Raw genomic sequence first — 13,671 nt, 5'->3', positions numbered from 1 at the left:
TGAGGCCCGGGAGATAGCGCCCGCCGGCCCTACCAGGGAGTTGGTCTTGCATCGGCGAAGAACCCGCCGGTCGGTCCGTTGCTGGGCAGGGTTGCAAGCCAGACTGGGGTCGCTGCGCCTTGTTCGACGCTGGTAGGAGCCTTGGGGCCGCCAAGGTCGGTGCGGACCCAGCCGGGGGAGCAGGTGTTGACGAGTATGCCAGTGTCGGCGAGGTCTGCTGCCAGGACGCGGGTCAAGGCGTTGAGTGCGGTTTTGGACACGCGGTAGGCCGGCTCGGTTCCGCCGGTCATGGTGCTTAGGGCGGCCAAACGGCTGCTGACGTTGACGATCCGCCCGTATCCCTGATCGCGCATCAGAGGGATGACAGCGCTAGCACATTGCCAGGCGCCGAGGAGGTTGACCTCGAGAATCCGGCGCACCTCATCTGCCGGAATGGTGGCCGCCCGTTCGTCCCCATCCGTGACGCCAGCGTTGTTGATCAGGATGTCGATGCGTTGCAGGCCGGCGATTGCCGCGGCGATCGAGCTTGGATCGGTGACGTCCACCCACGCGCTGGAGACCGCCAGTCCCTCGTTTCGCAGCTTCGCGGCCGCCTCGTCGGCTGCGGCGATATTCCGGGCGGTCATAACTACGTGGATCCGCCTGATGGCGAGCTGGCGGGCGATCTCTCGGCCGAGGCCTCGGTTCGCGCCGGTGACGAGAGCGACGCGTTGCTGGTCCGGCATAGGCACAAGGTTAGGCGGTGGATTAGGCGGTGAGGGCCAGGAGGTGTTCGTCCAGTGTGCGCACCGCCGGATCGGCGGCGTGCTTGTTCATCCGTCCCCGGAGGCTTTGGATCGTTGAGACAGACCGGGCAGAGCGGGACTGGAGTGCGAGGCCGGTGGCTATCTGCAGCAGGTCACAGCTGTGCTCCAGCTCGCCGAGCTGCAGGTGCGCCGACGCCTGCCGGACGTGATAGATCGTCCGGTCCCGGACGTAGCTCGGGTCGATCGTGTCCAAGGCGTAGTCCAGCAGACGAAGGGCGTCCTGGGGCTGCCGCAGGTCGAGCCAGCACGCACCGACCTGTGCTACGAGCTCCGCCTCATCGAAGTAGTACACCCACTCCGGCTCGGTGCCGCTGTCGGAGGCGCCCTCGAGGTACCGCTCGGCGCGGCGGAGGGCTTCGCCGCATTCGCGGTGGTTTCCCGCTTTCGCGTGGGCTCGGGCCTCGCGGGTCGCGATCATCGCCTTGACCCGCGGTACGCCGGATGACGCTTTGACGCTGTCCTGCGCGGCTTGCGCCAGGGCAATGCCGTCGCTGGGGTGGCCTGTCAGGGCGGACTGGAAGCTCATGCAGGCCAGCACGTTGGCGCCGAGCAGCCGGTCGTCTGCGGACTGGGCAGCGTGCAGCCCGGCCTGGTAGTAGCGCTGCCCTGCGGACTGCAAACCGGAGTCGAACGAGACCCAGCCAGCGAGCTGCGCGAGCTCGGCGGCGGCGCACTGCAGCCGCAACCGTTGCGAGTCGATCAGGAAAGCGCGGGACAGCAGATCGTTTACCACCCGCAGGTCAGCGTCGATCACGTTGCGGAGGACCTCGCCGCCGAGCCGGTCGTCCATGCGGCGTAGCGCGGGGACCTTCTGGTCGATCCAGGCGAGGACCTCTTCATCGATGCGGCCGCCGGCGGCCGTGACTCGGTTGATCTTGGCGACGGCAGGCTCGGCGTCGGCCCAGCCACCCGCGACCGCGGTCAGTAGGGCCCCGGTGAGGGTCAGAAAGCCTCTGCGATCCTGCACGGCGTACTCCAGGGTGTCGGTCAAGACGGTGCGGGTGCCGTCAGCGGTCCAGGCATAGTCGGTCCGAATGTCCTCGCCGGTCGGCAACCACCGCGGCCAGGGCAAGCGCCGCACTCGATCCATGGAGACATCCAGAGCAGCAGCCAGCGCCTGCTGGCTCGCCGCACCAGGTACGACGCCTACATGCTCCCAGCGCCAGACTTTCTGACGCTGTGCGGACGGCGAGCCGAGTCGCAACTCTCGGGAGTGCACCGCGATGGCCTCTGCGACGTCTTGGTGAGTCCAGCCCCGTTCAGCACGGATCCACGCCAACGGGTGGCGATGGATCGGCTGCTGTCCAACCTGATCGCTCACGATGCCTCCTGTTCGTTCACTGAACGTACTCGCGCCGTCGCGTGAACCCAACAAGCCTGCCAGGTGAAAGCCAGCCCAGGCCACAGAAGACCACAAGGAGACTACAAAGTCCGAAAGATGCTACAAGGAGGCCACACAGACACTACAAATCACATCTAGTCACCCACACTTCGCTGCGTGATGTTGGGTTCCATGAGCACAACGACGGGGACCCGGCCGATGGCACCACAACCTGGCGCCACACTGACCGAGGCGGAACTGACGGAGCTGATCGGGCGATGCCCCGCCAGTCAGCGATGGGCCTTCGAGGGATGGCTGCGCGGCACGCGTGACCTTGCGGGCGACCCGATCGGACATGGCGTCGAAGACCCTCAAACGACACAGGTCCAAGGCTGATGGCGACCTTCATAGATCGCGTTGAGTCCCGGGATGACCGAGTCGTACGGCTGTGGTTCGGTGAGTACTGCATCAGCGAACTCAAAGCCGAGCCGAAGCTCGCCGGGCGGTATGTCGGTGCCTGGCGAAGCCGCTTTCCGGGTCTTCGGATCACCGATGATCCGGCCGAGCTGGCACCGGCGGTGCGGCCGTGATCGCGCCCGCGGGCCGGTTGCCCCTGGACTACGTGCGGCACTTCGCGCCCGGCGCCGACCGGTTGCGCGGGCAGCTTGCTGCTCCGAAGCCGGTGAGCGGGCAAGGTCGACCTGTGCGTCCCGAGCCCGCTCGCCGTTCTACCTCCGGGATCGGACGGGATCCCGGTCAGGGCCCTGCCGCGCCCGCTCCGGGCGAGCCGAGCGGGCACGGTACACGGGCCGCGGAACGCATTCCCGCGGCCGCATGGCGCAGGTCCAGGTACAGCACCGACCCGGGTGACTGCCTTGAGTACGCCGTGCTGCCTGGTGGTGGTGCCGCCCTGCGCCACAGCCGTCAACCCGACGTCGTGCTGACGTACACCAAGGGGGAGTGGGAGGCGTTCGTGGCTGGGGTTGGCGAAGGAGAGTTCAATCCGGCCGCACTCGCCTTTGCAGCAGGTCAGCCTGGTCAGGTAGCGCCGTGACGCAAACCAAGCCGGTCATGGTCGGCTATGTCGTCCGTCCGCTGACCGAGTCGGGCAGGCAGGCGGACCAAGTCGAGGCTCAGTTGCGTGGCTTTGCCGAGCGCACGGGCCACGAGCCAACCAGGATTTTCCGCGACGAGCTCCACGGCCGGCCGTGCGCCGTGAACGCGATGATCACGCACGTGCGCTGCATCCAGGTCACCACCGTCGCGCTCGTCGATGGCGCTGCACTTCAGGCGGAGCACCGCACCGACCTCGAGGCAGCCGGGGTGCAGGTTCTTTGCGCTGAGCCGGGGCCATGATCCGGCGGGGCCGGAAGTCTTCATCCTCCTCATTCCGCAACCAATTTCACGATTGCGGATTGGCATCCGGCCCCGTCTGCACGGTCCTGTTCGTGCGCCCACTTCTCCTGTCGGGTGCACGAACAGGACTCCCCAAGGCCGGCCGGCGGCGCGGGCCTGAAACACCAGGTGCGGTCGGCCGCCGTTCCACCCGGGATCGGGCGGGGTCCCGCTGGGGCCCTGCCGTCCCCCGCCGCAAGGTGGCGTGGGACGGCAGCCGGCCCGGCAAAACGCTGCACCTGCGTCCGCCCAACCAGACGAAGCCAGCGGAAGGAAAGACTGATGACCGATCTCACTCGCGCTGTATGGCACAAGTCCAGCAGGTCCGGCCCGAACAACAACTGCGTCGAGGTCGCGCGCGTATCCCGTGGGACTATCGCCATCCGCGACAGCAAGTTGGGCGACGCGAGCCCCGTTCTGCTGGCCGCTACCTCGGCCTGGACTGACTTCCTGGCCAGCATCAGCGATGGCCACGACGATCCGTCGACGTGAACCGTTCTCCAGCTCTCCGCGTCTCATGGTCTTCCCGGTGGGTGTCACCACCACTGATCGTCCGGCTGCGTCGACGCTCCGTGCTAGTGCTGGGCCAACTGTGTGACTAGGACTGCGTTGCGCTCGTCCAGGACGGCAATCTCCTTCATCTGCCCCAGGATGGCTGGGGCAGATGAGGGCTCACCGCGGTTCACGGCGTCGTTCTCGATGGATGGTGGTGTGTTCGGTTCCCTGGGCGACCTGCTCGAAGTCGTCCCAGCTGACAGGCTCCGGTCTGTCCGCGGCCGACCACCACATTGTGGCTGGGCTGCCTACGGGTGTCGTGGGGACGTCGGAGGCTGGTGTGATGCGGCTCGCGGTTGCACCAGTGGCTCTGACTGTGAATTGCGGAGTCGTTTGATCGCGAATGGTGGTGTCGGTCGGGCTGTGGTGATGGTCGAGATCTCCGCGAATTTTGATGTCGGTCGTGGGCGGTCGGGCGAACCAGTGGTGTTCGACCGGCCTCCCGCTGGGCGCCGTATGCACAGACAGCTGAGGTCTGCTGCCGACTAACTGCGGCCGGGCAAGACAACGCCGAGTAGTCGGCGCGCCCGCCGTCGGCCTGAAAGCCGCGCATCCACAGGCGTCATCGTCCTTAGCGGCGCATCGCCGGGTCGAGGTGCGACGGGTCGTGGGCGTGCCTAACACGAGCCGTCGTCTTTGTCGATGGGGTGCGTGTCGTCTGCAGCAACCTGCAACTTGGCCACTTGACATCCGCAGTCTGGTTTAGACCGGTATCTGGTGGATATAACCCAGTGTGACTCGTCGGCGTTACTCGGGGTGCGCCGGATTCCCGCCCAGTTTTGGAGTGTCGATGCGCCCCGCCCATAGGTTGCTGAGGTATGCCCTGATCCTGTCCCTCCCGGCATCCCTCGGAGTCCCTGCCACCGCCCTCGCACACCCCCAACAAGTCGCGCAGGCCGCTGTACAACATGCGCCTCTTGCGGCTGTTGGGCCGTTGGCGCCGCCGCTTCCCGCGCGCGTTGCGAACGCGTCCACGACGTCGGCTGCGGTCGGGAAGCCAACACGGGTGCGGGAGTTGGAGGAGCGGCGTACGGAGTCGTCGACGTCGTATCGCATGAGTGACGGGACGACGCAGGTCGAGTTGTCGACGGAGCCGGTGCATTACAAGGATTCCAAGGGCAAGTGGCGGGACATCGACACGAACGTCGTCGCTGGTACGGGTGAGGATTCGTTCGAGAACGCGAAGAACTCGTTCCGGACGCGGTTCGGTAAGTCGAGCGATCGGCTGCTGACCTTCGGGGCCGGTGATGGCGGCGGCGAGTCGATCAGCCTGGGCGCGGCCGGTGACAAGCGGCCGTTGACGCCGTTGGTGAAGGATTCGTCGGTGGCGTTTGCCGACGTGTTCGGTACGGCGGACGTGCGGTACTACGTTTCGCGCACCGGCGTGAAGGAGACCGTCGTACTGACCGCTGTGGCGGATGCGGCGGACGAGTACACGTTCGAGTTGCACACCAGCGGTCTGACGGCGAAGGCGCAGCCGGACGGGTCGATCGAGTTCTTCAAGCAGAACGGTGACACGCGTCCGAAGTACGTGATCCCGGCGCCGAACATGTATGACTCGTCGGCGGCGAACCGGCTCGGTCAGCCGGGCTACTCGGAGAAGATCACGCAGACGATCAGCCAGCAGGGCGGTAAGACGCTGCTCACGCTGAAGCCGGACCAGGCGTGGCTGACCGGCAAGGAGTGGGTTTTCCCGATCGTCATCGACCCCACGATCGTCGTCGTGCCGGATCCGGCCGCCGCACAGGACACCTCGATCTCCGAGGCGAACGCCACCACGAACTACGGCACCAACCCGAACGTGCTCGTCGGCGACGATCTGAGCCACAACACGTGGCGCGGCCTGCTCAAGTTCGACACATCGATGATCCCGACGACCACGACGATCCGGTCGGCTGACCTGAACATGCATTATGGGGCGGGGTTCGGCGGAGATTACGCGCTGCCCTTCTCGGCGGTGAAGGTGACTCAGGATTGGTCGGAGTCGACGGCGACGTGGGCGTCGATGAACAGCTTCTTCAACGGGACGTATGCGACCAACATCGTGCAGGTCGACGACCAGGACACGTTGTCGTCGTCGTACGAGGGGTCGTGGAAGGACCAGTCGAACGCGAGCGCGGTGAACGGCTGGTTCTCCTACGCCCCGACCGGCACCACGGCGGACACGTTCAGCTGGGATGCGCGGGTGCCGAGCGAAGGCGACTACCAGGTGCAGGGGCACTACTTCCAGTCCAGCGTGCGGGGCAAGCTGCCGACGACGCTCGTCGGTGCGAAGCGGTCGGGGCCGGGGACGCCGATCCAGCAGGTGGTGGCGAACACGACCTGGGATCAGACGGCCGGTACGACGGGTGCTGCGTTGTGGTACACGTTGGGCACGATCCACGCGCTGCCGGACGCGACGACGCGGGTGAAGATCACCCGTGACCAGTCCGGGACCGCGACGATCCCGGTCGCGGACGCGGTGAAGTGGGTCAAATACTCGACCGCGACCAAGCAGGTCGGTGATCGTGACGGTGGCATTCGTTCGGGCTGGGTAGCTATGTGCAGTCGTGGGTGGCTAATCCGGCGTCGAACTTCGGTGTGATGCTGAAGGCCGTCGACGAGAACCCGGCGACGGCTCCTGCAGGTGGGTTGTACTACAGCGCGAGCGAGGCGACCTACGGCGGGGAGACCGCGGCCCGGCCGAACTTGGAGATCACCTACGACGAGCCGGGCGTGACGCTGAACTCGCCGTCGACGATCAACTCGTCCGGCCCGGAGCTGTCGTGGGGCAAGTACATCGACCCGACGCCGGCCGATGACGACGACCTGGTCGAGTACCAGATCTTCCGCGGCTGCCGTGCCCTGCCGGCGGATGGTTGCACGGCGCCGGTGGGTGACTACTTCTCGACCACCTCACCAGCAGCGCTGGAACTGGTCGGGACCGTCGCGCCCGACGTGACGTCGTTCACGGACGACACGGCGAAGCCGTCGACGCTCACGGGCACCGGTGACGCCGACCCGGCGACGTACAACTACTGGGTCGTGGCCCGCACGGTCGGTGACGGAGCGTCGAACGGCAAGGCGGCGTCGAACGTGCAGACCGTGACGACGCCGCGTGAGGGCCGGATCCTGCGTTCGTTCACCGGTGATCCCATCAGCGGGATCTCCGATACGACGTTGAGCAAGTCTCTGCCGACGGTGAACGTGTCGCGTCCCGACGGCGGCGGTACGGCGAATACGCGGTACTGGGTGCAGGTAGGTAACAACCACCCGACCTATGGTGTCGAGCGAGGTGTGTTCAAGTTCGACGCGGCGGCGGTCAAGCAGGGCACGAAGGTCACCGATGCGCGAGTGGAGCTGTACTCGAACTACGGCTCCGGGAGTGGGCGGGCGGACTTCGATCTGTATGCGCTGACCCGTCCGTTCACCGAGGACCAGGCCACCTGGAACCAATCCGAGTCGACGATCAACTGGACCGCGCCGGGCGGTGACTACGACGCGACCAAGCTGCTGGCCACGGTCCACCCCGACGGCAACGCCCAACGGCTGACGTTCGCGCCGACCAGTCAGAACCAGAACCTGCTGACGAAGGTGCAGTCATGGGTGGACAATCCGGGCGACAACCACGGGCTGTTGTTGCGGACGAGGGATGAGGCGCCGGCCGCGGCGGGGCAGCAGTTGATCAGCATCACGAACGGCGAGTCGCCGGACACGTTGTTCCGGCCGCGGTTGTGGATCGAGTCGTTGGCCAAGAATCAGGCCGAGACCTATCAGGCCGACGAGATGCCGGAGCGGTTCGTTCCTGGTACGACCATCACGACGCCGGTGACGGTGACGAACACGACGAACCAGGCCTGGCCGACCGGTTTGCAGTTGTCGTATCGATGGACCGAGCCGGGCAGTCCGACGGATATCACCGTGCCGGGCGACCGCAACTTCGTGCCGCTCGGCAAGGCGTTGGCGCCGGGAGAGGCCGTCAGGCTGAACCTGCCGATCCGGACGCCGATCAACTCCGACACTGGCACCAAGCGCCTGGCCTACGACATCTACCTGGATCTGTGGACCGGCTCGGACTGGTTCTCCACGACGGTTCCGCCGTCGTCGAACACGACGCATCCGTCGCAGGGTTGTGTGGTCGTCACCACCGGGTACTTGTGTGTGGACCGGTATGTGGAGGATCCGGGGTCTGACCAGTTGGGTCTGGAGAAGTTCTTGTCGTATGCCGGTGAGGAGACCGGCGGTGGAGCGCAGTTGCTGACCAACCTGTACAGCGGCAACGCGGTCTGGTCCTATGACGCGTTGTCGAACCCGTCGATCGGGCCGTCGGCGTTCGTCCGGTTGGCCTACAACTCCATGGACGGCACCAGCCCCCGCGCCGGGTTCGGGTTCTCCGTCCAGGCGGCCACGCTGACCCGGCTGGGCAGTGACCTGCCGGTGCCGACCGGCGGCAGCACCAACAACCTGATGACGTTCATCGACGGTGACGGCACGACCCACACCTACAAGCTCGCCACCCAGACCTCCAGCCTGTTGACCTACACCCGCCCGCCCGGCGTCGACCTCGACCTGACCCGCGACCTGACCGCCGACGCGGCGCACCAGTGGGTGTTCAGCCGCCCGGACGGGACCCGGTTCTACTTCAATCAGGACACCGGCCGACAGACATCGGTGGTCGACCGCAACGGCAACACCATGACGTTCAGCTACGACACGAGCGGGCGCTTGCTGACGGTTCGGGACGCCAAGCATGTCGATCCTGTGCTGACGCTCGGGTACGAGACCGGCGGCACCCGGAAGCTGGTGTGGATCCGGGACATCTCCGGGCGCGCCTTGAAGTTCAACTACAACGCGTCGTCGCAGTTGATCAAGCTCGAGGACGGCGGCGCGTTCGACCCGGTCACCGCGACGTTCGGTGCGGGTGCGCCGGTGAAGTCGTTCCAGTTCGCCTACACCGACACCAACAACAACGGCAACACGAAGCTGATCTCGGTCAAGGACCCGCGCAACCCCCAGACCGGCGCGGAGACGAAGGTGCAGTACTACACGTCGACGGAGAACTCGACCTTCGCGTCGTGGCCGAAGAGCTATACCGACCGGCGCGGGAACGACACGACGTTCTCGTACGCCGATCCGGACGGTTCGGCCGCGAAGGACCTCGTCGCCACGGTCACTGACGTCAACGGTTCCACGCCGTCGGTCACGACGTACAGGATGGACGGCTACGGCCGCACCACGAGCATCCTGGACGCGAACCAGAACGCCACCGGCGGCACCAAGGCGACGCTGCTGGGCTGGGACAGCGACCACAACGTGATCCGGCTGCAGGAGCCGAACGGTGCGGTGTCGACGTGGGAGTACGACCCGGCCACCGGTTACCCGCTGATCGTGAAGGACGCGATGGCGGTCAAGAACGGCCTGGCTGGCGTCGTCCTGACCTACCAGACGCTGACCACCGGCGCGAAGCCGACCGTGCTGATGTCGAAGAAGAGCGCCGCCGGCCGCACGGACACGTTCACCTACGACGCGAACGGCAACGTCAAGACGGTCAAGAACGGCCGCGGCTTCGGGCCGACCTATACCTACAACCCGAACGGGACCCTGGCGACGGCTACTGACGCCCGCGGCAACGCGACCCAGTACGGCGCCGACAGCAACTACGACCCCAGCGGCTACCCGCTGTCGATCACCGACCCCGAACTCGCCAAGACCGACTTCCTCTACGATGCTCGCGGCAACGTCGTGCAGGTCACCGACGCACAGCAGCGGATCACCACGGCGGAGTACGACGCCTTCGGCCGGCCGGCCAAGGTGTCGAAGCCGTACGACGGGACCGTGGTTCGGACCACGGCGACCGACTACGACCTGAACGACAACGTCACCAAGGAAACGGCGCCGAACGGTGCGCAGTCGGTGTCCACGTTCGATGCCGCCGACAACTTGTCGACCAAGACGCTGCCGGACAACAACACCACCGGCCGGCAGCTCGCCTACACCTACGACGTACTGGGTCGGAAGGTCACTGAGACCGCGCCGAAGGGTATCGCGACCACGACGGACCCGAACGACTTCGTCGCGAAGTACACCTATGACCGGATCGGTCAGGTGTTGAAGGTCGAGACCCCGTTCGTTGAGGGCGGGTCGACGAAGACGCCGACGACGACGTACGAGTATGACCTGGTCGGTAACCAGGTAACGGTGATGGATCCGCTGCGGAACGCTTCTCCGGCGACCGACTACACGACCAAGACGGTCTACGACCTGAACCACCGGCCCACCGCAGTGACGGATGCGGCTGGTTACACGAGCAAGAAGGTGTACGACGCCGACGGCCTCGTGACCGCCGAGATCAACCAGACCGGCCACACGCGGAAGATCGACTACGACGAGGCGGGTCAGCCGATCGCCGTCCACGTCCCGCACACCCCGATAGGTGGCCACCAAGAGGACCGGGTCACGACGCGGACGTACGACCAGGTCGGCAACATCACCCGAGAAACCCCGCCGAGCGGCTTATTTACCGACACCGTCTACGACAAGAACAACCGTCCGGTACAGAAGAAGTCCGCGTTCGACACCACGACGACGCTGTACAAGACCCCGTCGAGCACGTTCATCCAGTACTACCCGACCGGCGAGATCAAGGCCCAGTCCGAACCGACGTTCGCCGCCACGGCACCGCCGGCCGCGCAGTGGACGAACTTCACCTACTACGGCTCCGGTGACATCAAAACCTCCACGGACCCGTGGCAGATCACCGCGACCTATGGCTACAACCAGCTCGGCCAGCAAACCGACCGGACACTCACCGTGCCGGGCGACGACGCCAAACGCACCCAGGCGCGGGGCTACTACCCCGACGGCGCGCTGCAGTCCCGTTCCGACACCGCCGCCCAGCAGCCGGTCGACATCGTCGACAACGCCGACACCTGGCAAACCAGCTCGACAGGCACGTGGGCGACGGTCACCGGTGGTACGAACACGCAGGGTGCGAACTACAGGACACACGCCGCCGCCGCGGTGGGCACGCCGGAAGCCAGTGACACGTTCAACTGGCGGGTGCTGCCGGATGTTGCGGGCTCGTTCGACGTCTACGCCTCCTGCCCGGTCGCCGCCGGCGCAACAACAACGGCGACGTACACGATCAACCACTCCACAGGCGCGGCCACCAAGACGGTCGACCAGTCTGTGTGTACCGCGGCGACCCCGTGGATCAGCCTGGGCAACTTCAGCTTCCCGAACGGCGTCGCGAAGACGATCACGCTGAAGCCTTCTGCCGTTGGTGTGGTGTCCGCCGATGCGATCAAGCTGGTCTCGACCAACCCGGTCGACAGCCGGGCATTCACCTACAGCTACGACCAGAACGGTCAGCAAACCGAGGTCAAGGACAACAACCCGAACGCCGCAACCGATACGTTCAAGGTCACCACCGATGGCCTGGCCCGAACGACTCAGGTCCAGGAACTCAAGTCCGGCAACAACAAGGCGACAACCGACTACACCTACGACCTCGATTCCAACGTCTTGTCGACCAACGCCCAACGTCCCACGGACGCGAACACCGTCGGCGTGACCCGCTACACGGGCTACACCTGGGACGTCCGCAACCTCGTCGACACAGTGAAGGCTGGCTCCACGTCGACGAGCACGGATACCTGGAGTTATACCTACGACCCCCGCGGCCTGCGCTCCACGATCACCAAGCCGAACGGGAACGTGGCGACGTTGACGTATCACGAGGACGGTCTGCAGCGGATCCTGACCGAGAAGACCGGCGGTGGCCAGCTCGTCTCCTCACACTCGCTGAAGTACAACCTCGACGGGGACAGGTCCCAGGACGTCGAGAAGGTCCTGCAGGCCAACTCGTCGCTGTATCTGGACCAGGCATCGACCTACACCTACACCCCTTCCCGGCAGCTCGCCGCGGTGGTCAAGACCGGGGTCGACAAGGGCGACAACGAGGCGTACGAGTACGACGCAGCTGGCAACACCACCAAACAAACCATCGGCGCGACGACGTCGACGATGACCTACGACCGCAGCCGGCTCACAAAGACGGTCACGGGGTCGACCACGCTCAACTACCGCTACGACCCGTTCGGCCGCTCCACGACCGTGGACGCCGGCACTCAGGTGGTCGAGCAGAGCGCTTACGACGGCTACGACCGCCTCACCCGCCAACAGAAGTTCGATTCGACCGGCACGGCGACGTTCACCCGCAACCAGACCTACGACCCGTTCGACCGGGTGGTGAACCAGTCCGAGAAGGTCGGCACGAACGCCTCGATCACCACCAGGTACACGTTCGTCGGTCTGGCGAACCAGGTCACCGCCGAGGAAGAGCAAGACAGCACTGGCACATGGAAGACGTCCAAGTCGTATGCCTACGGGGCGTCCGGGGAGAACCTGTCGCTGGTCGACTCGCCAGTCAGCGGTAGTACGTCGAAGAAGTCGTACTACGGCACCAACCCGCACGGCGACGTCGAAACCCTCACCGATGCCACCACCGGTACGACCACGTCGACGTACCGGTACACCGCCTACGGCCAACCGGACAAGGTCGGCACAACCGGCGACGACAAGTTCAAGGACATCGCGGCAGACGACGCCGACATCGTCAACCCGTACCGGTTCAACAGCAAGCGCTTCGACGGCGCCACGAACACGTATGACATGGGGTTCCGGGAATACAACCCTGGCCTGAACCGGTACCTGTCCCGCGACTACTACAACGGCGCATTGAAAGACCTCGCCCTCGGCGCCGACCCATGGAACACCAACCGCTACGCCTTCGCTGGCGGCAACCCGATCACCGGTGTCGAACTCGATGGTCACTGCGTGATGGCCGACGAAGGCGGCTGCGACTCAGGCGCCAGCTACTCAGGCCCGATACAGCCGCAGCAAACCGTCCCGCAAACCACGACCGAAGCAGCCACACAGGCCTGCTCAGAGTCCGGCGGAGGCTGCACCGTCCACAAGGGTGATCCCGACGCCGCCCTCGGCTACTTCAAGAGCTGTGAGAACTACGCATCCGGAACATGCTCCGGCCAAGACGAACTGCAGAGCATGGGCGACTACATGCGCGCCGGCGGCAGCAAAGGCACCGGCTACGACATCCCAGGCGTCATCTTCCCCGACCGCGGCAAGCCCAAGCTGCTCACCGCGCTCGAGGTGATTGATACCGCCATCGCCGTCGGGCAGATCATGCACATGTCAGCGAAGGTACTTGCTGCCGCGCTCGAGAAGGCTAGTCTCGTCACCGGCAGGAACGCGCGGGATCTCGCGGTATTGGGCCGTGAGGCTCCAGACGCGAAAAGGATACTTGGCCGGAAGATTGGCCTCAGCGCTGCGCAAAATCAACGTGTTCAGGCGGACGCGGCACTGGCGAAGGAGATGGGTGCGACTGATGTCAGGATGAATCAGTGGCAGGTGAACGCCAGCGGCAAGGTGGTTGGAATCAATCGGCCGGACCTGCAGTACACGTTCCGAGGTAGTCGGTTCTACGTCGAGTACGATACCGAGATGTCGACACGGGGAGTTGATCACTTCCGTCGGATCCTCGCCAACGACCCCGACGCCGAGATCTGGCTGATCACGATGAACTGAAGCGGAGCG

At 65.5% G+C, this 13,671-nt stretch carries 8 protein-coding genes; 6 read left to right on the top strand and 2 right to left on the bottom strand.

All coding sequences use genetic code 11. The annotated features are described in order from the left end of the window. Nucleotides 1-29 precede the first annotated feature (29 nt). Together ACWF0M_RS12620 and ACWF0M_RS12615 are read right to left on the bottom strand one after the other, a co-directional pair. Nucleotides 30-725: an SDR family NAD(P)-dependent oxidoreductase gene (locus ACWF0M_RS12620; RefSeq protein WP_452235760.1), complete on the bottom strand. Its 696-nt coding sequence runs from the start codon at nt 723-725 to the stop codon at nt 30-32. 22 nt (nt 726-747) lie between these two features. After that, nucleotides 748-2,127 (bottom strand): hypothetical protein, encoded by a 1,380-nt coding sequence (locus tag ACWF0M_RS12615; protein WP_452235759.1) that lies wholly within the window; start codon nt 2,125-2,127, stop codon nt 748-750. 395 nt (nt 2,128-2,522) lie between these two features. Here ACWF0M_RS12615 and ACWF0M_RS12610 point away from each other — a divergent pair, with 395 nt between their 5' ends. From ACWF0M_RS12610 to ACWF0M_RS12585, 6 genes are all read left to right on the top strand, one after another. Beyond that, the gene (locus ACWF0M_RS12610; protein ID WP_452235758.1) at nt 2,523-2,717 is read left to right on the top strand and encodes a hypothetical protein; all 195 of its coding nucleotides are present in this window, start codon (nt 2,523-2,525) and stop codon (nt 2,715-2,717) included. Then, the gene (locus ACWF0M_RS12605; protein ID WP_452235757.1) at nt 2,714-3,181 is read left to right on the top strand and encodes a DUF397 domain-containing protein; all 468 of its coding nucleotides are present in this window, start codon (nt 2,714-2,716) and stop codon (nt 3,179-3,181) included. Before ACWF0M_RS12610 ends, ACWF0M_RS12605 begins: the two co-directional genes overlap by 4 nt. After that, the gene (locus ACWF0M_RS12600; protein WP_452235756.1) at nt 3,178-3,483 is read left to right on the top strand and encodes a hypothetical protein; all 306 of its coding nucleotides are present in this window, start codon (nt 3,178-3,180) and stop codon (nt 3,481-3,483) included. The genes ACWF0M_RS12605 and ACWF0M_RS12600 overlap by 4 nt, the downstream gene beginning before the upstream one ends. A 321-nt stretch (nt 3,484-3,804) precedes the next feature. Continuing rightward, a complete protein-coding gene (locus ACWF0M_RS12595; RefSeq protein WP_452235755.1) occupies nt 3,805-4,014 on the top strand; it encodes a DUF397 domain-containing protein in 210 nt (69 codons plus the stop codon). 1,117 nt (nt 4,015-5,131) lie between these two features. Further along, nucleotides 5,132-6,661, top strand: a complete 1,530-nt coding sequence (locus tag ACWF0M_RS12590; protein WP_452235754.1) for a DNRLRE domain-containing protein — start codon at nt 5,132-5,134, stop codon at nt 6,659-6,661. Beyond that, the gene (locus tag ACWF0M_RS12585) at nt 6,631-13,662 is read left to right on the top strand and encodes a golvesin C-terminal-like domain-containing protein (protein ID WP_452235753.1); all 7,032 of its coding nucleotides are present in this window, start codon (nt 6,631-6,633) and stop codon (nt 13,660-13,662) included. Before ACWF0M_RS12590 ends, ACWF0M_RS12585 begins: the two co-directional genes overlap by 31 nt. The last annotated feature ends 9 nt before the right edge of the window (nt 13,663-13,671 follow it).

This window comes from Kribbella sp. NPDC055110 (assembly GCF_053607525.1).
The sequence above is the reverse complement of the archived record's forward strand: the minus strand, read 5'-3'. Positions and strand labels throughout refer to the sequence as shown.

Coding starts and splice junctions, on each gene's coding strand:
- ACWF0M_RS12620 (WP_452235760.1), bottom strand. CDS start 725: ATGCCGGACCAGCAACGCGTCGCTCTCGTCACCGGCGCGAACCGAGGC.
- ACWF0M_RS12610 (WP_452235758.1), top strand. CDS start 2,523: ATGGCGACCTTCATAGATCGCGTTGAGTCCCGGGATGACCGAGTCGTA.
- ACWF0M_RS12595 (WP_452235755.1), top strand. CDS start 3,805: ATGACCGATCTCACTCGCGCTGTATGGCACAAGTCCAGCAGGTCCGGC.
- ACWF0M_RS12590 (WP_452235754.1), top strand. CDS start 5,132: ATGAGTGACGGGACGACGCAGGTCGAGTTGTCGACGGAGCCGGTGCAT.